Source organism: Undibacterium sp. TJN25 (assembly GCF_049339885.1).
Classification (GTDB): Bacteria; Pseudomonadota; Gammaproteobacteria; order Burkholderiales; family Burkholderiaceae_D; genus Undibacterium.
The window spans coordinates 1-23,933 of record NZ_JBMPPM010000004.1 but is presented as its reverse complement, the minus strand read 5'-3'; the positions used below and the strand labels follow the sequence as shown (position 1 = coordinate 23,933).

22 protein-coding genes and 1 pseudogene are annotated in these 23,933 nt (G+C 50.8%); 9 read left to right on the top strand and 14 right to left on the bottom strand.

The features are described from left to right. The first annotated feature begins 461 nt into the window (after positions 1–461). The 6 genes from ACO0LO_RS10330 to ACO0LO_RS10305 all read left to right on the top strand — a co-directional run bounded on the left by ACO0LO_RS10330 (position 462) and on the right by ACO0LO_RS10305 (position 5,301). On the top strand, positions 462–872 hold the full coding sequence (locus ACO0LO_RS10330) for a winged helix-turn-helix transcriptional regulator (RefSeq protein ID WP_422964143.1): 411 nt from the start codon (positions 462–464) through the stop codon (positions 870–872). 82 nt (positions 873–954) lie between these two features. Beyond that, positions 955–1,935, top strand: a complete 981-nt coding sequence (locus ACO0LO_RS10325; protein ID WP_422964142.1) for a cupin domain-containing protein — start codon at positions 955–957, stop codon at positions 1,933–1,935. A gap of 210 nt (positions 1,936–2,145) precedes the next feature. Continuing rightward, complete coding sequence (locus ACO0LO_RS10320) at positions 2,146–2,685, top strand: carboxymuconolactone decarboxylase family protein (RefSeq protein WP_422964141.1); 540 nt, start codon at positions 2,146–2,148, stop codon at positions 2,683–2,685. 113 nt (positions 2,686–2,798) lie between these two features. Then, complete coding sequence (locus ACO0LO_RS10315; protein ID WP_422964140.1) at positions 2,799–3,131, top strand: hypothetical protein; 333 nt, start codon at positions 2,799–2,801, stop codon at positions 3,129–3,131. 1 nt (position 3,132) lies between these two features. After that, on the top strand, positions 3,133–3,783 hold the full coding sequence (locus ACO0LO_RS10310; protein WP_422964139.1) for a hypothetical protein: 651 nt from the start codon (positions 3,133–3,135) through the stop codon (positions 3,781–3,783). Between the two features lie 15 nt (positions 3,784–3,798). After that, complete coding sequence (locus tag ACO0LO_RS10305; RefSeq protein WP_422964138.1) at positions 3,799–5,301, top strand: MFS transporter; 1,503 nt, start codon at positions 3,799–3,801, stop codon at positions 5,299–5,301. Between the two features lie 243 nt (positions 5,302–5,544). On the opposite strand, the gene ACO0LO_RS10300 is transcribed toward ACO0LO_RS10305, so the two are convergent. Together ACO0LO_RS10300 and ACO0LO_RS10295 are read right to left on the bottom strand one after the other, a co-directional pair. After that, positions 5,545–6,945 carry an FAD-dependent oxidoreductase gene (locus ACO0LO_RS10300; protein WP_422964137.1) on the bottom strand — a complete coding sequence of 467 codons (1,401 nt, stop codon included), beginning with the start codon at positions 6,943–6,945 and terminating at the stop codon, positions 5,545–5,547. A 269-nt stretch (positions 6,946–7,214) separates the two neighbouring features. After that, positions 7,215–8,123, bottom strand: a complete 909-nt coding sequence (locus ACO0LO_RS10295) for a LysR family transcriptional regulator (RefSeq protein ID WP_422964136.1) — start codon at positions 8,121–8,123, stop codon at positions 7,215–7,217. Between the two features lie 102 nt (positions 8,124–8,225). Between ACO0LO_RS10295 and ACO0LO_RS10290 the strand changes: the two genes are divergently transcribed. Then, entirely contained in the window at positions 8,226–9,341 is a 1,116-nt protein-coding gene (locus ACO0LO_RS10290) for an NADH:flavin oxidoreductase (protein WP_422964135.1), read from the top strand. A 281-nt stretch (positions 9,342–9,622) separates the two neighbouring features. On the opposite strand, the gene ACO0LO_RS10285 is transcribed toward ACO0LO_RS10290, so the two are convergent. Both ACO0LO_RS10285 and ACO0LO_RS10280 read right to left on the bottom strand, forming a co-directional pair. Next, entirely contained in the window at positions 9,623–10,261 is a 639-nt protein-coding gene (locus tag ACO0LO_RS10285) for an SDR family NAD(P)-dependent oxidoreductase (RefSeq protein ID WP_422964693.1), read from the bottom strand. Between the two features lie 68 nt (positions 10,262–10,329). Beyond that, positions 10,330–11,283, bottom strand: a complete 954-nt coding sequence (locus ACO0LO_RS10280; RefSeq protein WP_422964134.1) for an MBL fold metallo-hydrolase — start codon at positions 11,281–11,283, stop codon at positions 10,330–10,332. A 311-nt stretch (positions 11,284–11,594) separates the two neighbouring features. On the opposite strand from ACO0LO_RS10280, the gene ACO0LO_RS10275 reads away from it, so the two are divergent. Further along, a complete protein-coding gene (locus ACO0LO_RS10275) occupies positions 11,595–12,134 on the top strand; it encodes a carboxymuconolactone decarboxylase family protein (protein ID WP_422964133.1) in 540 nt (179 codons plus the stop codon). Between the two features lie 121 nt (positions 12,135–12,255). Here ACO0LO_RS10275 and ACO0LO_RS10270 read toward each other — a convergent pair whose 3' ends face one another. The 5 genes from ACO0LO_RS10270 to ACO0LO_RS10250 form a co-directional block, all read right to left on the bottom strand. After that, entirely contained in the window at positions 12,256–13,029 is a 774-nt protein-coding gene (locus ACO0LO_RS10270; RefSeq protein ID WP_422964132.1) for a metallophosphoesterase, read from the bottom strand. A 591-nt stretch (positions 13,030–13,620) separates the two neighbouring features. After that, positions 13,621–14,097, bottom strand: coding sequence for a cupin domain-containing protein (locus tag ACO0LO_RS10265; RefSeq protein ID WP_422964131.1), 477 nt, complete (start codon positions 14,095–14,097; stop codon positions 13,621–13,623). Positions 14,098–14,831: 734 nt separating this feature from the next. Beyond that, the gene (locus ACO0LO_RS10260; protein WP_422964130.1) at positions 14,832–16,175 is read right to left on the bottom strand and encodes an LLM class flavin-dependent oxidoreductase; all 1,344 of its coding nucleotides are present in this window, start codon (positions 16,173–16,175) and stop codon (positions 14,832–14,834) included. Positions 16,176–16,225: 50 nt separating this feature from the next. Next, positions 16,226–17,128, bottom strand: coding sequence for an alpha/beta fold hydrolase (locus ACO0LO_RS10255; RefSeq protein WP_422964129.1), 903 nt, complete (start codon positions 17,126–17,128; stop codon positions 16,226–16,228). Between the two features lie 286 nt (positions 17,129–17,414). After that, positions 17,415–17,978 carry a TMEM175 family protein gene (locus ACO0LO_RS10250; protein WP_422964128.1) on the bottom strand — a complete coding sequence of 188 codons (564 nt, stop codon included), beginning with the start codon at positions 17,976–17,978 and terminating at the stop codon, positions 17,415–17,417. 300 nt (positions 17,979–18,278) lie between these two features. On the opposite strand from ACO0LO_RS10250, the gene ACO0LO_RS10245 reads away from it, so the two are divergent. Next, positions 18,279–18,959, top strand: a complete 681-nt coding sequence (locus ACO0LO_RS10245; RefSeq protein WP_422964127.1) for a CGNR zinc finger domain-containing protein — start codon at positions 18,279–18,281, stop codon at positions 18,957–18,959. A 224-nt stretch (positions 18,960–19,183) separates the two neighbouring features. On the opposite strand, the gene ACO0LO_RS10240 is transcribed toward ACO0LO_RS10245, so the two are convergent. From ACO0LO_RS10240 to ACO0LO_RS10220, 5 genes and pseudogenes are all read right to left on the bottom strand, one after another. Continuing rightward, a complete protein-coding gene (locus ACO0LO_RS10240; protein ID WP_422964126.1) occupies positions 19,184–19,954 on the bottom strand; it encodes an SDR family oxidoreductase in 771 nt (256 codons plus the stop codon). 210 nt (positions 19,955–20,164) lie between these two features. Next, entirely contained in the window at positions 20,165–21,154 is a 990-nt protein-coding gene (locus ACO0LO_RS10235; RefSeq protein WP_422964125.1) for a zinc-dependent alcohol dehydrogenase family protein, read from the bottom strand. A gap of 122 nt (positions 21,155–21,276) precedes the next feature. After that, a complete protein-coding gene (locus tag ACO0LO_RS10230) occupies positions 21,277–22,134 on the bottom strand; it encodes an alpha/beta fold hydrolase (RefSeq protein ID WP_422964124.1) in 858 nt (285 codons plus the stop codon). 189 nt (positions 22,135–22,323) lie between these two features. After that, positions 22,324–23,019, bottom strand: coding sequence for an alpha/beta fold hydrolase (locus ACO0LO_RS10225; protein WP_422964123.1), 696 nt, complete (start codon positions 23,017–23,019; stop codon positions 22,324–22,326). 370 nt (positions 23,020–23,389) lie between these two features. After that, positions 23,390–23,728: pseudogene (locus tag ACO0LO_RS10220) on the bottom strand (helix-turn-helix domain-containing protein); the annotation flags it as partial. Positions 23,729–23,933: the final 205 nt, after the last annotated feature.

The following is a 23,933-nucleotide window of genomic DNA, read 5'->3' as shown; positions in this document are numbered from 1 at the left end:
GAAAGAAGCTTGAGATGGTGGCGCATGAAGAGTTTCCTTGCGCCCCCTACTCGTTGAATAGTCGTTCGCGTAGTATAAGAATAAAGAAAGAGGGAATTTTAGTGTGTAATCCCGGTCACTTGATTTTCTGTTGTGCGAGAACAATAAAATTAAAAAGTAACTTCATCAAATTAATTTGTAACCTACGGATATTAACTTGACAAGTTACTATGGGAATCGTAATCTTCTGAAGATCGACCGCGGTGAGTAGCTAAAGATACGATAGGGTGTGTGAAGTAATAGCAGAAATTCTCAAGGTGAGCATGGCGCCCTTGTATCGGGTTTGATAGTTTGATTGTTGTAAGGAATAGCGCCATGAGAATTGCATTTTATTGTCGTCCTGATTCTCACAGTCGGGGTTCGTTCGATGTTTATAATGGATCCACTAGAAGGTATCAATTCATCATTGGTTTGTTCACGTTATGTTAGATCAGGGAAACGAGTTCGCCTTAGGCGAAAGGCGGCTTGCCCCTCAGGACTGCGAATATTTACGGCAAATTCTGGCCCGAGTTGGCGATAAGTGGACGATAGTGGTGTTGGATATCCTAGGGGATCGATGCATGCGCTTCAACGACTTACATCGATCTATCGCAGGCATATCGCAACGTATGCTGGTCGTGACGCTTCGGCATCTCGAACGAGACGGCCTTTTGGCAAGAACGGTGTACGCAACCGTTCCTCCTCGCGTCGAATATAAACTCTCTGAACGAGGTCATGCGTTAAGGCATTTTCTGGAGCAAATGGGAGCGTGGGCGCTTATCCATCGACACGCCATTGACGAGTCAAGACGCTGCTTTGATTTGAACAACAAAAGACCGGGAAATCCCAGCTGAACTGTAAAAGTTTTGCTGTTCCAGGAATTGCCAAACGACCTTGACCCTTTAATTTTTCAATTTCAACCATACCACTATCTCTATGCCCTCTCAGATCGACTGGCTAAGTCACCTTCTGGAAATGATCACTATCACAGGTCGGCTTGAAATCCGTTGTGCCTATGGAGCACCTTGGCGTGTCGCTTATGGCCAATCCGCGGCCCGAGAGATTCCTTATCATGTCGTTGTAAAGGGGCGAGCGATCCTGGAGGACCCGGAGGACGAGACGATCAGAGAGTTAGTGGCGGGTGATATCGTGCTGCTACCACATGGGTCTGCACATGTGCTTCATGATGGTAGCGGCGTTGGGCCCGCATCGGTGTATAACCGGGAGGGTTTTCATCTGACTGTTAGCGAAAACGCCGGTACAGGTGAGTATCTGGACATGTTGTGTGGACGATTTTTTATTGCACCGCCTCACGATAGGCTGATGCGCTATTATTTACCTACTAAGCTGGTAGTAAATTCTACTGACGGCGCAGGGGTTGCTAACGATGCGTCCACCTCGAATAATTTGGCTGCGCTCGTTGGATTGATGCGGGTAGAATCCAATAAAGACCTGTTAGGCGGGTCTGCCATACTCAACGCACTATCGTCGGCGTTGTTTACTCTAGCAATTCGTGCGGCAAGTGAATCCGAGCAAGCCCCGATGGGGTTATTGGCGCTTGCTGGTCATCCTCGCCTTTCTCCGGCTATCTCGGGAATGTTTAGTGATCCTGCGAGACCATGGACCTTACCTGATCTTGCTGGACTATGCAGTATGTCGCGCGCCACTTTTATCAGACATTTCCAAGAAAAAATGGGTGGGTCGGCTCTGGATTTGTTAATGGACATTCGGATGAGCCTGGCTGCCAATGAGCTGAAAAAGACGGCAATGACCACTGAGGCTATTTCTGAAACGGTAGGGTACCAATCTGTGACGGCATTTCGGCGCGTGTTTACTCAATGGGCAGGAATGACGCCGGCAGAGTGGCGACGTTTATACAGATCTGACAATAGCCACGCGAGCGCAGCGGCTGGATAAGCCGTAGCCGCCAGGTCGACTGCTCCAAACATATCCTTTACACCGGGCATTGGCGAGGCGCATTCAGAGGTAACCTATCCTGTACGCCTCAAAGACGACAGGAATTCTAGTTGATACTTTTGAGGCGAATTTTGGACATTTTGAGACTTATAAAAATCAAGCTTGGCACGTAAAGTGAAGACTCCAAACAACCACTGAAGGAGTTTCATCATGAGCCGTATCACTATCCCTGCACTCGACCTGGCAACCGGCGCAACCGCCGACGTTTATGCTCAAGTACGAAAAATTGCTGGAGGCAGTGTTCCCAACCTGTTCGCCGCCATGGGTCACCTGGCACCCGCAATCCTGGCTGCAGCATTGAACGCCGAAGGTGTCTTGGCGTCGGGCAGCCTGAGCAAGCAAGACCTGGAAACAATCAAGCTGCTGATCAGCGAACAGACCGGTTGCGACTATTGTGTTGCGGCACACACTCTACTGGGCAAGATGACAGGTCTGGCACCAGAAGCCCTGAGGCAGATTCGTGCCGGCCAAGCGACAGGCGACGTCAAGCGGGACGCACTGGTGAAGTTCGTACTGAACCTGCAAAAAACTAGCGGCACCATCAACGAGAGCGAACTGGCTGCTATCAGTGCTGCTGGTTATAACGACAGGCAGTTAGTTGAGATATCAATGGCAATTGCCATGACGATCTTCACAAATACATTTAATCGTATCAATGATACGGATATCGACTTTCCAGCTGTTAAATAAGTGGTGCGTCGTGGGCCAGCATCATATCAAGCGACTGCGAAAAAAATCTGTTGTTGTCCCAATAGTCCGCAGATTGACGGACTACCACCTTGCATGTTTTTAGGAGAAATAAAATGGATCGAAAATATGTTCCAGTTTCTTGCGATGTCTACGACGAGATACTGTCGCTGGCGACCTCGCGAAAAACCTGCGAAGTGGTAGTCACTTCTTCAATTGGGAAAACCGAGCGATTCCGCGGGGCTATCGCAGATGTGTTTAGCCGGGATGGGGTCGAGTATATCGAACTCAGTCAGGGCGAAATCGTTCGTCTCGACCGAATTCAAGCACTGGATGGGTATCTACCCAAACAGAACCCGATTGTTAATTATGCCTTCCGTATCGGTGAGGCCCTTCTGCCAGCAATGGCCGTACTTATTATATTTTTATACTTCTACACGGAGATCTAAAATGGAGACAATGGACAAAAAATTGACAGGGATTGGCACGGATAGAGTGGCAGAACTCGAGATAATTGAACCAGGAAAAAAAGGAGCAAGCTGGTCAGTACCCGATGGCATTTATAGACTGGGTAGCGGAAAGCACCCATCAATGATGCACATGAAAACTCCTGCCATAGAAGTCATTCGTAGCGCGAGGTCTCAATCTCATCTCACTGTGGATTGGTCGCTCCGACTCGATGACGCCATTGATATACTGGAAAATCTTGATACGCGCTATCTTGTGGTGACAGGCCAGGATCAGCGAGTCCTGGGAGTACTTCATATGTCCGATGCGATGGGAGAAAAGCCGATGATGCTCGTGAATGGGCGTGGGTTGCTTCATTCGGACATCGTCGTAGGAGATGTAATGGCGCCACTTACCGAGATGCATGTGATCAACTGCACCAACGCGCTAAAAATGTCTGTCAGTGATGTAGTGGACGAGTTAGATCGGACGGGAAAGACTTGGGCCATTGCTGTAAGCCGACAAGACGAATCAGAGCAATGGATAGAGGGAATATTCTTTGCCCCCGATATTGTACGTCGTCTCGACCCAACAGCGACCTGGGCGCCGGCACGTCGTTCGTTTGCCGATATAGAGGCAGCGATCAGTCACTGATATCAGGAGCTACACATGAAATCGTCTTCCACTCATGCGACGAACAGCCAGGAAAAATGGTTGTATATTCGCTCGGTAAAAGTTACTTTGAAGCCTTCAATCCTGGCGCTCGCGCTGTTCACTGTCGTGCAGTTTTTCGTGGCGATGGGATACAACCTGGTGTCGTCTACGGTGGTGCCCATCGCTGCACAGTTTGGGTTTTCTCAAAATCGCTTGCAGTGGATGGTGAGTGCCTATGCCTTAGCTTTTGGCGGCTTGTTGTTAGTTGGCAAGCTGATTGGTGAAGTGATTGGCTGGCGCCTGACATTCTTTGTGGGACTTTCCCTGTTTGGGTTTGCGTCTGTAGTCGGTGGATTTGGGGAATCACCAGCGGTGCTGATCACCTCACGGGTATTGCAAGGGGCGGGTGGTGCACTCTTGTTTCCTGCCACGGTCTCACTGATTGGGGTATTTTTCACCGACGAGTCTGCCCGGCGTTGGGCACTAACTTTGATTGGCACGGTGAGCGCTATTGGTGGCGCGTCAGGAGCGTTCGCGAGCAGTTTCCTGACGAATCATTTTGGCTGGAGCTCCGCGTTTTTTGTCAATATTCCGTTCTCTGTGGCGGCCGCTGCTGCTGCCTTTATACTTCTTCCCCGTATCGAGAGTGCTTCCGCCGGCGCGCTACGTCGGATGAGTTTGACAAGCGCCCTCACTGCTACCGGCGCGATTGCTTTGTCTGTTGTTGCCAGCGCCCTGGGATCGGAGCGTGGCTGGGGAGATATACAAGTACTTGCGATGCTTGCCGGTGCGGCAAGTTTACTTGTGTGGTGCCTGATGATTGAAACAAAGGCATCTCGTCCGACGCTTTTTCTGTGTCAGTTGCGCGAACATACTCTGGCCACCGGCATGCTTGTGGCTGTGCTATTCGCAAGCTCGTTTGGCGCGCACTATTATTTATTGACGGCGTTTTTGCAGGACGTGTTGCTATACAGCCCTGCGGTAGCAGGCATCGTTTTCCTACCACTTTCGCTTTCATTCATGTTGGGAACTCGCCTAACGACGGTCATGGTCGTAAGAGTCGGGCAATCATGGACTTTAATGGGGAGTCTAGTCGCCGGTGCGATAGGGCTGTTGTTGGTTGCGTGGAGTTTGACTGGGGGAAGTGCTTCGGTTGTTCGATTGCTTCCCGGGCTTTTTCTTGACGGTATGGGGCATGGTTTTTTATGGGCACTCATGCTGGCGAAACTTGGTATGGGCGTCAATGCAGATGGTCATGGTGCCGCATCGGATCTGACAGGTACGGTACAGCAAATCGGCAATCCTCTAGGGCGTGCGCTTCTGGCGGGACTGGCTGCCAGTGGCGCGTTGTCGGCGAATACTACAACGAACGTCGCATTGGTTGGACTACAGCATGCTTTTGTTGCAGCAGCATTATTGGTAATGGTGACAGGATTGGTTTTGATGGCGTCAATAAAACTTCCGTTAATTTCGTCTTTTCAGAGAAAAATCAATAGCGTATGTCATCAGAAAGGGTGAGAGCCTACCCCGCTTGTACGGGGCAGGCATCTTATTTCGCCCAGTTGCGCGAAACATGGGCCCTCCATATCAATGCAAATTTTCCAAATACTTTCTTTTTTTGCGTCGTTTGGATCGAACCTGTTAATGCGGGTCCGAATACTTCGCAGAGGAAGGTAGGAAGTGTTGTCTGGCAAAGTGAAATATCAGAGGCCTTCGCCAGAAAAAACCGCGTCATGCGATAGCCTGCATGACGCGGTGGACTTAATTGACGGACCTAGAAGGTATATTCGAGAAGAGTGGACCAAGCCCTTCTGCGATCGTCAGATGTGCTATCACAGCGTCGCGTAGAACCGGATACGGCAAGGCTGCCAGCATCGCCGTTTGTACTGCTGCTAAAACTTCGCCGGCCTCTGAGCCGATCATCGTAAAGCCAAGGATACGATCGTCGTTTTCCGCGACGACAACTTTCATGAAGCCTTGGGTTTCGCTTGTCGCTTCCGTCCTCAATACGGCAGCCATGGGCAGTTTCGCAACACGGACGGCAATACCCTTAACTTGTGCTTCCCGCTCGCTTAGGCCTACCCGCGCGAGTGGAGGATCCGTGAACATGCAGTAAGGTACCAACCGATCGCTGGTACTGCGCTTGCCTCCCACCAGATTGTCCCTGATGATCCGGAAATCGTCGACAGATGCATGCGTGAATTGGGGGCTGCCGGCACACTCACCAATTGCCCAGACACCTGGTGCACTAGACTCCAGGCGGTCGTTGACGCGGATATAGCCGCGACTATCTAGTTCAACACCTGCATTTTCAAGTCCGATTCCCGCGGTGTTCGGCAGGCGACCTGCCGCGACCAGGATATCGGAGCCCTCGATCATTTGTTCGCCTGAAGAAGTTTGGATGGTTATGCCGACCTTGGTGCCGGATATTCCATTTACATTGAGAATTTTCACGCCAGACATAAATTCAATGCCTTCACCGGTAAGGATTCTTTGAATCTCGTCCGCAACATCGGAATCCTCACGGCTCATTATCTGAGCATTTGCTTCAATTACGGTCACTCGGCTGCCAAAGCGCCGAAACGCCTGAGCCATTTCTATCCCAATATATCCACCTCCAAGGACAATCAAATGCGCCGGCACGTAGCCAAGTTCCAGTGCGCCGATATGTGTCAACGGCTGGGCTGCCGCAAGCCCAGGAATATCTGGAATCGCAGCGTGTGTTCCTACGTTAAGATATACGTGGTCTCCTGCCAGCAGGCGTGTTGAGCCATCGTTTAAACGCACTTCAATGGTTTTTGGCTTTACGAAATGGCCGACTCCCATAATCAATTCTGCCCCAGTGCCTTTATAAGCACCTATGTGGAAATCAGTTGCGCCGCTGACCATGTTGCGCTTTCGTTGCCGAACCTTGGTCATGTCTGTGGAGACGGAAGTAGCTGTGGTACCGTATTCTGCAGAATGGCGAACCAGATGAGCGACTTTTGCGCTCCAGATTTCATTTTTACTTGGCAGGCAGGCGACACTGGGACAGGAGCCGCCGACCCACTGGCGCTCGACAACAGCAACTCGCTTCCCTGATTTAGCCAGGTGCCATGCTAGTAATTTTCCACCTTGTCCACTTCCAAGGATGAGATATTCGAACTTTTCTATTTCGGGCATGGTTCTTCTCCATTTACTATTTTGCAGTTAAAGGGTCAACGCCAGTCACCTACAGTTCTGGTCGGATAGTGTTGACGATATGGGCAATTTATTTAGTCGGAAACAATCGACATCGGACACTATCACGAGCTGAATATGCCTCACAAGAAGGCACTTTTTCCGCAGTTACTTATCATTTCGTAAGTGCTGGATATTTAATGACTCGAGGTGTGATGAACGCACAGGGATTCGCGATGATCGCGATCTCTATGAATGAGAAAGGAACTTGTTCAGTCGGAGGGACGCTGACCATGTTTGTGGGTGAGATCCGCAATCTCACTTTGAAGCGCGGTGAGGAACGTGTTCACCCGGTTAGGCACGTATCGCCGACTCGGGATTATTGCCCAGACCGAAAGGTTTTCCATCGTGGCGTCTTGCAAGTGAACCTGCACAAGCGATTTGTCGGTTAACTGCCTGAAAACGTCCCAGTAAGTAAGCATGGCAAGTCCCAGACCTTGCACAGCGGCGATACGTGCAGCTTCAACACTGGTGGTTGTGATTAATGCTTCTACACGCTTGCGTGCCAGTTCTCCTCCAACAATGAGGGGCCATGGCCATACTGCAGACAGCTTGATGCAGGCATGGTCGTCCAAATCGGACACCGTCACAGGACATCCATGTTTCTTCAAATAATCGGGCGCAGCACAAATAATCCGTGGATTAGGTGCAATTTTCTTTGCCACTAGTTCTGAATCCTTTAGTGGCGCAATTCTTAACGCCAGATCCAGCCCCTGTCCGACGAGATCAACCTGGCGATCTGACAGGTCAAGATCAATACGAAGGCCAGGGTTTGCTTCTAATAGCCGGGGGAGCATCGGTATTACGATAGATTGTCCAAAGCCACTAGGCGCTGTCATGCGCAGCATTCCTGAGACAGCTTTAGGCAATGGACTAAGTTCGGCGCGTGCTCCTACTTCTGCGTCAGCCATCGCTTTAGCATATGGGGCAAAAGCTTCACCTTCCGCGGTCAAGGTAAGGGATCGAGTCGTTCGGTGAAAGAGGCGCACGCCGAGATCTTGCTCAAGCGCAGCTATCCGGCGTGATACCTGCATCGGATCAATGTTGAGTTGGCGTGCCGCAGCGGAAAAGCCGCCTGCCGACGCAACGGCCAGGAATGTTCGTACGTCTGGAAGAAGCATGGTTTATATCCAAAAATGTTACGGTGGCTTCACATCGCGTGCACTGTTTTTCCCCCATTACGACGCCTAATATGCAGCAACTAACTTACCGAAAGTGGCAAAATGACCGACACAAATTCCCAAATTCTATCCCCGTACGATAAAAAAGGCATCACAGTGCGCAATCGCGTGGCTGTCGCGCCCATGACACGTATTACAGCCACCGAAGACGGCCAACCTACGCAAACCATGTTCGACTATTACATGCGTTTCGCGAAGGGAGGCTTTGGCCTCGTGACAACCGAAGGCATTTACACTGACAAGGCATTTTCACAAGGATACCGGTTTCAACCAGGGTTGGCAGATGACGAACAGGCAAGGGCTTGGACTGCGTTCAATCAGGCAATGAATGCTCAGGGTACACTGGTGTTCGCACAACTTATGCACGCTGGCGCGTTGAGTCAAGGCAATGTCTACCGAAATCACACCGTGGGACCTTCGGCCATTCGGCCAAAAGGCAAACAGATGGAGTTTTACTTCGGTGAAGGTCAGTATCCCGAACCGAAACAAATGACGAACGCCGAAATTGACGAAGCTGTTCAAGGTTTCGTGGATGCTGCGCAACGCGCAGTGAAAATTTCCGGATTCAATGGCATAGAGATCCATGGCGCCAATGGTTACCTCCTTGATCAATTCCTAACGGCAGAGACGAATCATAGAACTGACCGTTGGGGTGGGGACACGAAAGCGCGCGTCCAATTGCTCGCCAACGTAGTGATGGCAGTCAAGCTTAATATTGGTAACGCTGTCCCGGTTGGTATTCGAATTTCGCAAGGCAAGGTTAATGATTTCACATCGAAGTGGCAAGATGGGGAGGCAGACGCTGAAGTTATCTTCGGTACACTCGCTGCAAGTGGCGTGGACTTCATTCATATTACGGAGTTTGAAGCCTGGCAGCCTGCCTTTGATGGCACAAAAGATAGCCTGGTAGCGCTAGCTCGCCGCTTTGCACCCAACGTAACGCTCATTGCGAACGGCAGCTTGCACACAGAGGAGAGAATGGAACAAGTACTCTCGACTGGTGCGGACATCGTGACAGTTGGACGCGCGGCGTTGGCTAACCCCGACCTGCCAAAAATTCTCGCGAGCAAGAGCGAACCCAGGACATTTGATGGTTCGATTCTTCAACCGATTGCCCACATCAAAGAGCAAGAGCTCGCTATGCGGTTACATGGCTAAGCGTGATGATTAGGCGGACACACGGTGTTCGCCTAACTCTGTACTCATCAGGGGCGTTTATGGCGGTTGTCCTAAATGATGATTTAGACGATAAGTCCATCGTTCACGGTACTCGTTAGCGAGTTAATGCGTGATTAACATTGCCGTTGAACTAGGAAAATTCGTGACCGTGCGAGCCAAATTGCATGACGTGATCTTACATAGTTATCCTGCGCGATAACGTGGTCGTCGTCGGCGGTGATTCGGGGGCGAGTTTTCGCACGAACTGCTTCCCATTGCTATTAAAACTTCTCAGACCAAGGACGAACGTCGATCTCTTGAGACCAGGCGCTGCGCTGCTGCCGGTGTAGTTGCAGGTATGTCTCCGCGATCGCCTCCGGCGCGAGCAGAGAGTCTGGGCCACGCTCATCGACGAGGTGTCGGTAGGGTTCAGACTCGACTTGTCCGTCAATGACTGTGAATGCAACGTGGACGCCACGAGGCCCGAGTTCACGGGCCATGCTCTGTGCTAGCGCGCGCAGGCCGAACTTCGGTACTGCCAAGTTGACGAATCCGGCGCTGCCCCGAAGCGCAGCAGTCGCACCCGTGAATATGATGGTCCCATGCCCACGCTTTACCATGCGTTGCGCGGCAGCTTGTCCAACAAGAAACCCAGCGAAACAACCGATCCGCCAGCAGCGTTCGAAGTCGGCAGGATCGATGTCGAGAATGCTGCCTCGCTGGAAAGCACCGGCATTGAATACGACAAGATCAGGTTCCCCGAGATCACGTTCGACGCTATCGAACACGCGAGCAACGTCCTCGGCCTTTGAAACATCGGCTGCATAGGAGCGAACGTTTTGCGATGGCTTAGACTTGATTAGGGCCTCCAGCTTAGCCTCGTTCCTAGCAACCGCTCCCACACGTAGGCCCGCTGCCACGAAGCGATTCACTAAGGCCCAGCCCAAGCCTGGTCCCACCCCGAAGACGATTGCAGTCTCAAGTGCATTCACGCAAGACCTCCTTCGCCAAAACCCTCCGTCTCTTCGTCCTGACGCTCACGATAAGCGAGAAAAGCGGCGGGTACGTTGACGGTCTTGTGTGCCCAGTCGAACAGGCTGTAGGAGCAATAGTGCGGCATGGCGGCGACGTCGAGCGTAGATTCAATTGACCGGCCAGCCTTGATCGCCGCCCGTACGATGCTATCAAGTTCGCGGAGGTAACGAAGTGGAAAGTCTAGGTCGGCGGGACGCATCGGCCGGCCGTGGCCAGGAATGATTGTGGCGTCTTCCGGCAGAAATTCGCGCACTCGGGTCAAGGTAGCGATTGTCTCTTTATGGCGGCCTTCGAGAAGCCAAGGAAGAGCGGGCGCCGGTGCTTGAATCATGTTACCAACCCACAGAACCTTGGCATCGGGCGCCCACACAACAAGATCACCAGGTGTTTGAGCGAAGCCAAAATGTTTCACCTCGATGCGGAGGCCGCCGAGATCAACACTGATCATGTCGGAGACTGCGATGTCGGCAGTGCGCGCCTGCACACGCTCAATGCCCTTACCTTTGCCCATGAGACCAATCATGAAGCGGCGATCTTCTTCAAAATTTTCTTCCATGTACTTTTTGGTCGCCGGATGCTGAATGACAACAGTGCTTTCCGGAAAAAGATAGTTCCCGTAGGCGTGGTCGCCGTGATAACTCGTATTGACAAGGAAGCGAATAGGCTTCGTCGTCACTTGGCGTACAAGCCCAATCAGTTGAGAGGCGAGATCGCCATTTAACATCGACTCGACAACGAGAACGCCTCGCTCGCCAATTAGGAAGCCTGCAGTGGTACCAACATGGTCCTTGGCAAATACGTCGTCAGGCATCACTGCGTACACACCAGGGGCAAGCTCTTTCGAAGTAAGGTTTACTCGCGCTGCATCCCAAGGCGGTGTGGTTTCATTGTCGCTTTGCTGCGTCATATTAGTATCTCCCTCGGGTTGGCTCTACTGTCCGCCAGACAAAGGGCGAAGCGAGAGGTTGCAGGGGTGAAGATCGCAGCGGCCTCACCTACATTAAGGAGCGTTCATAAAGCACCGCGATCGCTTGCCTGTATATTTTTTTGCAAGCGGCATTTGAAGGCTATCACTTTTTTTATCGCGTCGTACGAAGAAAAATAAGCTCGGAATCGAGATGATACTTTTGAGGTGAATTTTGGATATTTCGAGGCTTATAAAAATCAGGCTCGGCACGTAAAGTAGAGGCTCCAAATAACCACTGAAGGAGTCTTACCATGAGCCGTATTACAATTCCCGCCGTCGACTTAGCCACTGGCGCAACCGCTGACGTGTATGCTCAAGTACGCAAAATTGCTGGAGGTAGCGTGCCCAATCTGTTCGCCGCCATGGGTTATCTGGCGCCGGCAACATTGGCTGCAGCATTGAACGCCGAAGGTGTCCTGGCGTCGGGCAGCCTGAGCAAGCAAGACCTGGAAACCATCAAGCTGCTGATCAGCGAACAGACTGGCTGTGACTATTGCGTCGCCGCACATACGCTGCTGGGCAAAATGACCGGATTGTCGCCTGAAGCGCTCAAGCAGATTCGTGCCGGTCAGGCAACAGGTGAGGCCAAGCGCGATGCGCTGGTAAAGTTCGTACTGAACTTGCAAAAAACCAGCGGAACTATCAGCGAGAGCGAACTTGTCGCGATTCGCGCGGCTGGTTACACCGATGAACAGTTAGTCGAAATATCGATGGCCATCGCCATGACGATCTTCACCAATACGTTCAATCGTATCAATGATACTGACGTCGATTTTCCCGCCGTTAAGTAACTCAATTGTTGATAGCTCAGTGCACCGCTGGGCTATCGACAGATAAGCATGCGCCCGGGTCAACGGGCAGCACGGTCTTTGTGCTTGGGGATTTATATGCCTTTGATGTAGTCCACTTGATTTACTCGATTACGACAATGAGATTTGGGTTGAACGAAGGATTTTCGCGCCTTCCGTCATTAGTCCGGTAGCCACAGGGATTGCAGACAACTCTGCATTTCCCGATGTGGTAGTCACTGGAATTGTGCATGTGCCCATGTATCCATAAATCGGCTCGCATGACCATTTTATCCAGTCGTGACGCAAAGGCAGCAGAGACCAGATCTTCGGAGTAGCGCTTGACTACCGACGATTTCGATGGGGCCATGTGTGTGATCACTACGGTAGATCCAGGAAAGGATTCGTCCAGTTTCTTATCCAGCCAAGTTTTTTGGGTTATGTGGACCGATGCGGTATCTTCGGCGGTGAGATATCTTGGCCCTTTGCGGATGCGCCGATAGTCCGCCAATGCGTCTTCGCTCGCGCGCATAGCGGCAGGTTGAGCGTTTGGCCCAAATAGCTCAAAATCTGTCCACAGTGTGGTGCCAAGAAACCGGACGCCGGCAATAATACTCTCGCTGCAACTCAGTAATTGGATGTTGTCGGACGCCTGACAGGCAGCGGCCACCTCCGATTCGGCCTGCCCCATATCGTAGCCATACGCCTCATGATTTCCCTGGACGTACAGGACTGGCAGGCCAGAAAACGTTGACGAAGCCCATTTAATTGCATTAGAACCGTTGTTGATGTCTCCGGCCAAGACAACGACATCTGGCAAGCTGATGGATGGGTCTATAACAGGTGCAAATTCGCGCCACTGCTCATGATGAAGATCAGAAAGAACAAGGATGCGCATCGTGTGAATGGCCCATATCAAAGGTTAGATTGGATGTAAGTTACCATTTTTTAAAAAATGGCGTTCTTATGTCAATTTATTTTCACGAAATGATCAAGCGCGGACCGTGTGCACATCGGCATGAAGGGACGTGGTGTAGCAGAAGCAAGGAATTAGGGAGGGGCGCCGTGAGGTAGCGATTATGAAGGTCTGTCGCGATGCAGGTCGCCAGCACGCCTGTAGTGCCGTTGATCTCGGTGGGTTGACCGAACTTGCAAACTAGGGAAGACGTTCGGCTGAAGCACCTGCCTCCTTGGCGAATGTTGGCTCTTGATGGAGTAGCGGGTCTGCAGCGCTCCGGTTTTACACAGCTATCATCGCACTTTACGCCATTGGCGCCACAATATTTCTTCGGCGATAGTCTGAATTAGGCGGGCAGCGCGACGTGTAGAGAATGCTCTGGTAGCAGGCGGTAGTTCTGGATTTGAGCCAACAAGTCGCCATACCGCCCCGAATCCCCTTGGATTTTGTGAGGGGACGATCTGCACAAACGAGAACCAGAACGCCTCCAAACACTTCGGAATTTGCGATTCCAGACAAAAGCTCCTGGAATTATTCCGTTTTGCCGAACACGTTATTCGATTTTTCTTTTTCGATAAAGCTGACGACCAACAGTCGAAGTGGCTGTGAGCCCTTGTTACGACCGTTGTGCCAAACGTTCACTGATTCCATGTAGCCTTGTCCCGTCTTGAACTCGCGCTTTGTACCATCAAGCATCTCTAGTTCTAATGTTCCTTCAAGTACATAAATGTGGCTGGAATGGAGGTGATAATGCCATCCCGTTTCGCCACCTGGCTGAAACACTTGAACTACCGAAACTACCTCAGGAGCGGTAGTTTTTGTGTAATCAATCGGCTGGCCAAGGACAGTCGTTGAGGTCTTGAGGACTGGTTCCACGGCTAAACCGTGGGAAACCGGCGCCTCTAGCAATCTGTTGCGTGGAATTGGAGGTTCTTGCGCACTTGCTCCCATGCAGACAATACCGGATAGGAAAACCGTTAGCGCAGCCAATCGAATACTTGAATTCATACAGAACCTTTAAGTTTGGGTTTGATATAGCAGAACATACGTGGCCCTGGTCCTGCTACCTATCCAGGGCATGTGCCTGACAATTTAAATTACATGCATACAGTGAAAGTATCTGGGCTTCGTTCGCCGAGAACTCATTGCATCTAACGCGGTCTAAATTTGTAACCTAATTGACAGATTCAACAGGTTACTTTTTACATTGTAACTTGTCAAATTATTGTTAACTGGTTATTTTGATGAAAAATTCTCAACTTAGCTGACTAGCCTGTCGCAAAATGGAGGTGGAGAGTGTTGATATGAGAGATGCTAATAAAAAAAAGCCTTGCGATATCTGTTTGATGCCAGTGATCGCAAAGCCTGAGCAGATTGTATTAGGAGGTCTATTGCGCCAACGAAGCTACCAAGCCGTCGCCGTTCTCGCCTATACCCAATACAATAGACATTTGGATACTCAGTTTGCGAACGGGATCCTCTTTAAGTGAAACTATCCCTGTTAACATTGTGGATTACGCCACGCGCTGCTTCCCATGCTCTCTATCTCGCGGCATGGACACTCCACAAGTTTGCGTTGATCCGAGCTAGCCGCGTCTTCAAGAAATAATTTGCATCCATAAAACGATCACACTTCCAGGTATTGCTTTTCCTTATTATGGAGATGCAGGTCATTTTTGCAAACATCTAAGTATCTTAAGATTTTTCCGGCTTGAGAACGCAATAAACAGGAAAAAATATCACTACTTATTCACTGGCAACTTGCTAAATTGATTCATAGGGCGCGGTAGCCCCAATCTATCCCTGAATGTGCCGTCAGCGTATTCAGTGGGTGTGAGACCCCTGCGTTGTAATTCTGGGATAACCAACTTAGTAAAATTGATCCAATCTTCCGGAACAACCGGGAACATCAGGTTGAAGCCGTCGCCGGCACCCGCCGTGAACCATGCTTCCATCTGGTCCGCAATGTCCTTCGGCGTGCCTGCCATCACCGGTGCAGTTCCAGCTGTCGACACGCGCCGGGCAACTTCACGGATGGTCAGCTTCTCTTTAGCAAACGATCGAACCCGGTCAAGGTTGGTGCGCTGGCCGTTAAATGTTGCATCTTCCGGTAAAGCTGGCAGTTGGCCATCAATCGGGAATTTCGACAGATCGACACCGCACCAACTAGACACCAGGTCGATACCAACCCGTTCTGGCGTTAATGTATTGAGGAACTCCTGCTTTTCCTTTGCCTCGGCCGCCGAACTGCAAACAAGCGGTAAAATTCCAGGAAGTATCTTTAGACTAGACGGACTACGCCCGTTTTGGAATAGTCGTTCATCAAAGTCTTTCCGGTAGCGCTGACCCTCCTCGATTGTCCGTACTAAAGAAAAATTAATGTCGGCATGTTTGGCTGCCAAGGCTTTGCCATCTTCGGATGAACCAGCCTGAACGATAACGGGATGGCCCTGCACAGGGCGAGGGACGTTTAACGGACCGCGCACTTTGAAATGCTTACCTATGTGTTCAATGCGATGAATCTTTGACGGGTCCGCGAAGAATCCAGTTTCCTTGTCAAATAAAAGCGCTTCATCTTCAATGCTGTCCCACAATGCTTTGGCCGTGTCAAGGAACTCGCCTGCACGTTCGTAACGGAAAGCATGCTCGATATTCCCGTCTCGTCCGAAATTCATTGCCTCTTCATTCATCGCAGAGGTAACTACGTTCCAGGATGCCCTGCCTTTACTGAGATGATCCAGCGATGCGAACGCGCGAGCCAGGTTGTATGGCTCCGAGTACGATGCTGATGCCGTTCCGATCAATCCGATATGCTTGGTGACCGCAGCTAACGCTGATAAAAGGGTAATCGGTTCTAACCTTGCATTTGCATAATGCGCCACGTTACTTTCGAAAGTGTCCCACATGCCCACATGGTCGGCGATAAAGATCGCGTCAAGTTTCGCGTACTCCGCGGCTTGTGCCAGCTCTTGATAGTATTCGAGATCAAAAATTTCTGGGCCGCGAGCTTGTGGATGACGCCAGGACATCCGGTGATCCCCCTGGGGATTAAAGAAAAATGCGGTGAGGATCATCGGGGTCGTCATGTTGATTCTCTCTTGAAGAATTGATTAAGTAATTTGCTGGTTGCACCGTGCTAAACAAACTGGGTCGTGCTGGATTTTTTCGCTGTTGACACGCGAAGCTCGCGCAGCAGAAAATCGTCGATGATTTCACCGATTTGCGATGCATGTGTTTCCAGCGCAAAATGTCCTGTGTCGAACAAATGTATCTCAGCTGAAGGGATATCTGTTTTGAACGCTATAGCACCGGCAGGCAAGAAGTACGGGTCATTCTTCCCCCACACCGCTAGGAGGGGCGGCTGGTAAGTTCTGAGATATCTTTGGAATTCGGGATACATTGATACGTTCGTTCCATAGTCCAGGAAGAAGGCTAACTGTACTTCGTGTGCACCCGGGCGAGCGAGATAGTAATCATCCATGACGATGCCATCGGGAGAAACGGTTGAAGGGTCGGTTACGCCCTGCAGGTATTGATAACGTGTCGAGTCGATTGTGAAGGCGGATCGAAAAGAATCACGAACCTCCCTGGTTGGTGTCCGCCAATACTCTTTCATCGAATTCCATCCAGCACTTAAGCCATCTTCGTAAGCGTTGCCGTTCTGAGAAATAATGGCGGTGATACGCTCAGGATGATTAACGGCCACACGCAATCCTACCGGCGCGCCATAATCAAAGACATACAAAGCGAATTGATCCAAACCTATTATTTCGGCGAATCGACCAATAACCTTGGCAAGATTTCTGAACGTATATTCGAATTCAGTTTCGGAGGGCATGTCCGATTGCCCGAATCCTGGCAAGTCCGGCGCAATCACATGGTAGCGGTGGGAGAGCGTCGGAATCAGATCTCGAAACATATGCCCAGCACTAGGGAATCCGTGCAATAGCAATAGCACCGGAGCATCTGCCGGACCTGCTTCTCGGTAAAAGATGCCAAAGCCATCTACATCAACTTTACGATATTGCGTGATGTCCATTTTAATTCCTTGCGACGACAGTTAATCAATCATTGATTTAATCAGTATAAGCAAATAAAGTAACTTGTCAAGTTCATTTTAACGGGTTACTATGTATTTGTTGAAAGGTTAATACGTGCACTCGTCGTCGTCGCCTAGCGTCCGAGAATGGTCCAGATGTATAAGTTCGACGGTCTTGGAATGCTTGCTTGCTAAAGGTCGTATCGAATACTGACGTCTGGTGATCGATGGAGGCCTGCATCACATTTTCCATTAAGCCAGGCATGAGAGCTGGGCGCCGTGATGTTTAAGGACGAAGGTAAAGGAGCAGGCAAATACTTATTAGCGCGATTCCACAGAAGGGAGATATGAGAGATACACCTGCTGCGACGGCGAAGAGGATAAGAGTAGCAATAGAACGCATACGCATCATGTTGCGTATGTTCTCAGGGACATCTACTTCCGGCGACCGATGAACGGCCTCCCAGCACAAGCCTATATAGGTTGCATTGACCAACACGAAAACCGTCGCGTAGAGCGCTGTCGGAACTGCAGCAAGATGGCTTTTGGCCATCCAGGATGTAGAAAAAGGGACGAGCGAGACCATGAAAAGGTGTGCAAAGTTGACCCATATCAACCGATATGTCGCGGTGTCGGCAAAGCGGAACAGATGATGGTGATTGACCCATACGATCGCAACAAAAAAATAGCTGATCGCGTAGCTGAGGCCGGTAGGCCATAAGGACAAGAGGTTGCTGAATGTCTCTGTTGCGGGAACTTTGAGATCCAGTACGAGAATCGTGATGATGACTGCAAACACGCCATCAGAAAATAGACTTACCCGCTCAGAACTTACTTTCTGTTGTCCCATGATACGACCTCTTCAGCATTTGTTTGCAACACAGTCGTTTTCAAAAAAACAGGTTGCCGTATGTCTATTAGCTACTATGATATTCCTATCAATTTCGTTTTAACAGGTTATTAAATCTGATGATGAAAAAGTGAAAAACCTTCAGGAAACGCGCTAAAAAAGAAATAATTTCGGGAAAGATGCTGTTCCTACGGACAGTGTATGTAATATTTAGTAACTTGTCAATTTGTGTTTTGAGGGTTACTAAATGTGATTGTCATAGATGAACCAAATATGCTTTGTAAGAAGGAGCCAGCCGAGATGACAGATGTCCGCGAGCCTGCAATTATTCTTGCAGATGATGTCGCTCTTGATTTTCTCAATTCCATTGCGATCCCGGGTGATACGCCGATTGACTGGCTAGGAACGGGAGGAGGATTGGTGGATTGGCTCAAGCAATCGAAACTTGTCCCAGAGGATGTGCTAGCGTTACTTAAGCGTGGCTCCAATCAGCGGGACCTGGACGCTATCGCTGGACAAGCGCGCAACCTGCGTGAATGGTTCCGGCGATTTGTGCTCGATCACAAGGGTAGGGTGCTGGATGCTGCGGTGATCAATGATTTGCTCCCCCTCAACAAGATCCTGGAAAAAGACCAGGAATTTGGCCAGATCCTGGTTGATGGCACGGCCTTCGGCGAGGCTGCCGGCTCTGCATTGCGATGGAATGTGCAACGGCGATGGCATTCACCAGGCGCGCTGTTGTTACCAATCGCAAGAGCAATGGCGCAACTTATTTGCTTTGAGGATTTTGCGAGGGTGAAAGGATGCGAAGGGATAGCATGCACAATGGTATTTCTGGATCGCACGCCACGGCGAAGTCGTCGCTGGTGCAGTATGGCGACTTGCGGCAACCGAGCAAAGCAAGCTGCGCATCGAGCTCGTTTGGGCAAAGCAGACGATGGAGCACCTAGCGCCAAAAGAATATATAAGCGGATCAGCTAAAGCAAAAATATTATAGATTCTGTGACAAGGAGGTATTTGGATCAACTTGGGCAACTGCATAGTTCTTGACCAAAATGGACGGAAATTTTCTTATCCATATTGCTGCAGCTGAATTGACGTCCTTGACGTGTATTGGCAGCTACGCTTACTGCCGTCGCTCCTAGCCGGTACCCCGCCACCTGAATGGGGCGATGCACCGCCAGAAGCAATATCGTGACCTGCAGTTAGACTGACTTTACTTCACCACCGTCTATGCGCACGACAGAACCAGTCATCCATTTTGCGGGTGGAGAAACCAGGAATCCAATCAGATCTCCAATCTCCTCTGGTTCCCCGAAGCGACTCACACCAGCTTGAACCAGGAAAGCATGTTTGGCCTGTTCTAATGTGATGCCTTTGGCGGCAGCCGCCTTCTCAATCATCCCAAGCCTGCGACTTGTCATGATTGCGCCGGGAGACACACTATTGACCTGCACCCCATCCTCAATTCCTTTTTCGGCAAAGGCCTTGGCTAGCGCTTCGATGGCGGCGTTGATTGATCCCACGGCTGCAGCGCCTGCTTTTGGGATGACAGCAGCGTTGCCAGAAATAAATACTACGGAACCTTTAGACGATTTCAATGCGTCCCATGCACGAATCGTCAGTCGGCGCGCGCCGTGAAATTTGAGCTCCATCCCTGTGTTCCACTGATCGTCGGTCATCTGGAACACGTCGAGTCCGGGTACAGCTCCCGCGACATTGACCAATGCGTCGATACGGCCAAAGCGCTCGATGGTTGCATTAACCACCGTTTCGGCCGCTGTAGCTGCCATCAAATCAAGTTCCAGCACGAGAGGCTCCGCGCCCAGGGCCTGGACCTGCTCTCCGACACTGGCCAAGCTTTCCCCATCCCGTGCGGCGAGGACAATGGAACTAAAATCACGAGCGAGGCGAAGGGCCGTAGCTTTTCCGATCCCTGAACTTGCGCCAGTGACAATTGCGACAGATTTTGACATGGTTTTTCTCCTAAAAGCGTTAAAAAGTAAGGTGATGCATAAGGACGACGGCGTCCAGACCTAGCCCTTGTCGCCAGGCTTTCTGTCGCGGGACAGAGGTAAACAGCGAACCTCCAGAACGTTTATGGGCTTCCTCTACGCAAGTCTCCGGTGCCAGGCGTCTGGCGCCAGAGAAGTCATTGAGCTGTGAGAAATCGTTCCTGCTCCCGACTACACGGTTACGATAACTTTGCCTACCTGAGTATTCGACTCCAGAAACAGATGCGCTTCTTGAATTTGATCAAGCCGGAAAATTTTGGCAATCAATGGGGCCAGCGCGCCTGACTCCAGTCCGCCATTGATGAAATCCTTCGCACGTTCAAGAGCGGCGTCGTCAGACACCACCTCGCTGTAAAGATACCCCCTCAAGGTCAAGCTCTTACCAAGAACCGTGAATGGCGGAAACGGCGTCGGTTCAGGGCTAAGAGCACCGTACTGGATGAGTGTTCCGCCGCGAGCCAAACTGGCGGCCAACTTGTCAAACGAAGGCCCGACCACCGGATCAAACGCTAGCCTGGCACCAACTCCACCGGTGATTTCCATGACCCGTTGAACAATATCTTCCTCGTCAACAGCCACGACATGATGCGCGCCGGCATCAATCAGAGCCTGGCGCTTGTTGCTGGTGCGCGTCGATGCGATCACTATTGCGCCAACCATCCGTGCGATTTGAATTGCCGCCAACGCGACGCTACTGGAGGCCGCGGTTACGATGAGGAAGTCACCCTTGGTGAGCTTGCCGTAATCCACCAGCGCGCCCCAGGCAGTGACGTACTGCATCCAGACTGCCGCGGCTTTTTCGAAAGACAGGTTTTTTGCATGCTTGACCACGAGCCGCGCAGGTACATTGACGACTTCACCGTAAGTACCCCAACGGGCAATATCAAGTGGTGGAACGATACTGACTGCATCGCCTTTGTTGATATCCTTAACGCCACTGCCGATTGCTGATACAACGCCTGCTGCCTCATATCCGAGGCGACTCGGAAATTCTGCTTCCTGCAGATACGCGTGATTACGGAACATTACTTCTGCGCGATTGATCCCTATCGCCTTGACTGCAATTTGAACTTCGTCGGACGCAGGAGCTGGTACCTCTAAGTTCTCGATCTTAAGAACACTGGCGTTGCCATATTCATGTATACGTACAATGCGGCTCATGCTAATTCCTTGTAAAAATGACTTTGGATGGAGGGCTTGGATACCGCTCCATGCGGGTGAGCGGTATCCGCCGACAGCAAGGATTGGGTAGCGACCCTCACTATCTGCTTTGATGACGGTCCCTACGCCTTGCTGAAAACTTCGCTGATCGCTTCAGCAATTTCCCTGCTATGCGTTTCTAGGGCAAAATGGCCTGTGTCGAAAAAGCGCACATCGGCATTTGGAATGTCTCGCTTGAATGCTTCTGCGCCAGGAGGTAAAAAGAATGGGTCATTCTTGCCCCATACCGCCAAAAATTTCGGTTTGTGCGTACGGAAATATTTCTGAAAATCCGGATAGAGTGCTACGTTGCTCTTGTAATCGCCGAACAGATCAAGTTGAACTTCGGCGGCACCTGGACGCGCAAGATAGAAGTTGTCGAGGCCTTGGCCATCTGGGGACACTGCTTTTGTGTCACTCACTCCGTGGGTATATTGCCAGCGAGTTGTTTCTGGCGCGAGGAACGCACGGAGTGCATTGCGATTCGCTTCTGACGCATCCTGCCAGTAAGCTTTGATAGGGTTCCAACCATCACTAAGTCCTTCCAGATATGCATTACCGTTCTGAGAAATGATCCCGGTAATCCGTTCAGGATGCCGCATCGCCAGCCTGAAACCCACAGGTGCGCCGTAGTCAAACACATAGACCGCAAAGCGATCAAAACCGACGGTCTCCGTGAAACTCTCGATCACGTTGGCCAGGTTATCAAACGTGTAGGCGAATTTGTCGTGAGCCGGCATATCTGACTGGCCAAAACCAGGCAAGTCGGGCGCAACGATATGGAACCGATCAGCCAATAACGGGATGAGGTCCCGAAACATATGCCCAGCACTTGGGAAACCATGCAAAAGCAGCAGTTTTGGGTTGCCGGAAGTCCCGGCTTCGCGATAAGAAATTTTGAATCCGTTTACGTCGGCGGTTTGGTATGTGATCGTGGCCATGGTGATTCTCCTTTACGAGCGTTATGAAACCTCTTTGGATACAACAACGCCAGTATCTTCTTGATTAAATAACCTGTCAATATGTTTTTAACGGGTTACTTAAAAATGTGCGAGATTAGTTTGAATCAAGAAATTTCTTTCAGGATAGGAGAGGCACTGTGGGCCTCTCACTATTGCGGTCGTTGATTGCTAGGTGGGAATCGTTGCGAGGATTGCATCGACGATGATGTCGACGACGACAGCGGGAGCAGTGACGCTCGGAGAGTGATCCACGCGATGGGACCGTATTCGCGCTTTCATACGCTCAGCCATGAAGCGCTGAGTCTCCGCAACGATCATCCGGTCCTCCTCGGCAATCAAGAACCATGCGGGAACATCCTTCCAAAGTGGCCTGGACACAGGAACCATTATGCAGACAGGTGAAATAGGTCTCTGTACTGCAGCGAGTATCGCCAACTCGTCTGCCGAGGCGTTTTGCGCAAAGGCTGCCGGGAACCCATCTTCGGGCAGCCATATGAGGCCGTTTTGATCGGGTGCGAGTTTAGGCGCTAGAGCGTGTGGTTCGGCTCTGTAAAATACATCTGCGACCTTCTCTCCTTCATCGGGAGCTAGTGCCGCAACATAAACAAGCGCCTTGATCTTCTCAGACCGGGCTTCAGCGATAACGGCGCCGGCGTAGGCATGTCCCACCAAGACAACAGGTCCCGCAGCCCGCTCAACCGATCGGAGGACTGCGGCTACGTCGTCTGGCAGTGACGTCAAAGGAAGCGGGGCAACTGACGCTTGAATTCCCTTCGCCTTGAGCGCAGTAACGACCTTGGCCCAGCTTGATCCGTCAGCCCACGCACCATGGGCCAGCACTACGTTCACATTTTCAATCGACATATTTTCTCCTTAAAAGGCCAAAGGGCCGCATACCTTGTAATAAGAATGGCACATTACGCCTTAATTAAATAACCTGTCAAATAAATCTTTTAAGGTTACTTAATTAAAATATTTAAAATTGAAATTAGAGCTGATGGGAGGCGAATTTGCATGAGACATTACTTGGCGCTCGGTTGTTTTATTTGCGCTTGCCATTGAGTAGCTTTGTAATTTCGAATGCCCAGAAAATGAAAGATGTGTGTATTCCCCGTGGGATGAACAGGTAGTGAAAATTTTGTACGAGGGAATATCAGATCGACTGAGGTATCTAGAATGGGGGGGAAGTCCAGCGAAGATTGACTGTTCTTTTGCTTGCTGAATTGACCCGGTCAGTTTGATCCACCTTCCACTGCCTGGCAAAGGCTGCCACCCGGTCGTACGACCCCTCGAATCCCAATTCCTTCAGATCCAAGTGCAGTTGTTTCAGGCTGCGTCGTTGCTTGCGGTTTTTGCCTGCCTCCGTCTTTAACCAGCCCGAAAGCTGGAAAGCATATTTATCGATGGCACTGGTTGTTTGCCGCTCCGCGTAGGCCGGCTCTGTGATTTCCGAGCGCAGATAGCGCCGGACGGTGTTGCGTGAGATGCCCAGCCTTCTGGCGATCTCTCTCAAGGGGACCTGGTCACGAATGTGCCAGCGTCGAATAATGCCTAGTAATGCCACGTCGATCACTCCAATCTCCTACTCATCAAGATAAGTAGGATTGTGTTCTAAACGTGGGTCAGAATTACGTGCAAATTTCCCAGCAAATGGACTGAACCCCTTGGGCTGGACCAATCGGGTTTCCAGATTTAAGCCGCTTGCCGAGCGAGTTGTGCTTCGAATTTATTGGGTGATTGATAGCCTAGCGCCGAATGCATTCGCCGTTCGTTATAAA

Excerpts from the sequence above, each read along its gene's own strand:
- ACO0LO_RS10225 (WP_422964123.1), bottom strand. The coding sequence starts at position 23,019 with ATGTCGATTGAAAATGTGAACGTAGTGCTGGCCCATGGTGCGTGGGCT.
- ACO0LO_RS10250 (WP_422964128.1), bottom strand. The coding sequence starts at position 17,978 with ATGGGACAACAGAAAGTAAGTTCTGAGCGGGTAAGTCTATTTTCTGAT.
- ACO0LO_RS10315 (WP_422964140.1), top strand. The coding sequence starts at position 2,799 with ATGGATCGAAAATATGTTCCAGTTTCTTGCGATGTCTACGACGAGATA.
- ACO0LO_RS10290 (WP_422964135.1), top strand. The coding sequence starts at position 8,226 with ATGACCGACACAAATTCCCAAATTCTATCCCCGTACGATAAAAAAGGC.
- ACO0LO_RS10240 (WP_422964126.1), bottom strand. The coding sequence starts at position 19,954 with ATGTCAAAATCTGTCGCAATTGTCACTGGCGCAAGTTCAGGGATCGGA.
- ACO0LO_RS10325 (WP_422964142.1), top strand. The coding sequence starts at position 955 with ATGCCCTCTCAGATCGACTGGCTAAGTCACCTTCTGGAAATGATCACT.
- ACO0LO_RS10245 (WP_422964127.1), top strand. The coding sequence starts at position 18,279 with ATGACAGATGTCCGCGAGCCTGCAATTATTCTTGCAGATGATGTCGCT.
- ACO0LO_RS10320 (WP_422964141.1), top strand. The coding sequence starts at position 2,146 with ATGAGCCGTATCACTATCCCTGCACTCGACCTGGCAACCGGCGCAACC.
- ACO0LO_RS10295 (WP_422964136.1), bottom strand. The coding sequence starts at position 8,123 with ATGCTTCTTCCAGACGTACGAACATTCCTGGCCGTTGCGTCGGCAGGC.
- ACO0LO_RS10305 (WP_422964138.1), top strand. The coding sequence starts at position 3,799 with ATGAAATCGTCTTCCACTCATGCGACGAACAGCCAGGAAAAATGGTTG.
- ACO0LO_RS10230 (WP_422964124.1), bottom strand. The coding sequence starts at position 22,134 with ATGGCCACGATCACATACCAAACCGCCGACGTAAACGGATTCAAAATT.
- ACO0LO_RS10310 (WP_422964139.1), top strand. The coding sequence starts at position 3,133 with ATGGAGACAATGGACAAAAAATTGACAGGGATTGGCACGGATAGAGTG.
- ACO0LO_RS10330 (WP_422964143.1), top strand. The coding sequence starts at position 462 with ATGTTAGATCAGGGAAACGAGTTCGCCTTAGGCGAAAGGCGGCTTGCC.
- ACO0LO_RS10275 (WP_422964133.1), top strand. The coding sequence starts at position 11,595 with ATGAGCCGTATTACAATTCCCGCCGTCGACTTAGCCACTGGCGCAACC.
- ACO0LO_RS10235 (WP_422964125.1), bottom strand. The coding sequence starts at position 21,154 with ATGAGCCGCATTGTACGTATACATGAATATGGCAACGCCAGTGTTCTT.
- ACO0LO_RS10270 (WP_422964132.1), bottom strand. The coding sequence starts at position 13,029 with ATGCGCATCCTTGTTCTTTCTGATCTTCATCATGAGCAGTGGCGCGAA.
- ACO0LO_RS10280 (WP_422964134.1), bottom strand. The coding sequence starts at position 11,283 with ATGACGCAGCAAAGCGACAATGAAACCACACCGCCTTGGGATGCAGCG.
- ACO0LO_RS10300 (WP_422964137.1), bottom strand. The coding sequence starts at position 6,945 with ATGCCCGAAATAGAAAAGTTCGAATATCTCATCCTTGGAAGTGGACAA.
- ACO0LO_RS10265 (WP_422964131.1), bottom strand. The coding sequence starts at position 14,097 with ATGAATTCAAGTATTCGATTGGCTGCGCTAACGGTTTTCCTATCCGGT.
- ACO0LO_RS10260 (WP_422964130.1), bottom strand. The coding sequence starts at position 16,175 with ATGACGACCCCGATGATCCTCACCGCATTTTTCTTTAATCCCCAGGGG.
- ACO0LO_RS10255 (WP_422964129.1), bottom strand. The coding sequence starts at position 17,128 with ATGGACATCACGCAATATCGTAAAGTTGATGTAGATGGCTTTGGCATC.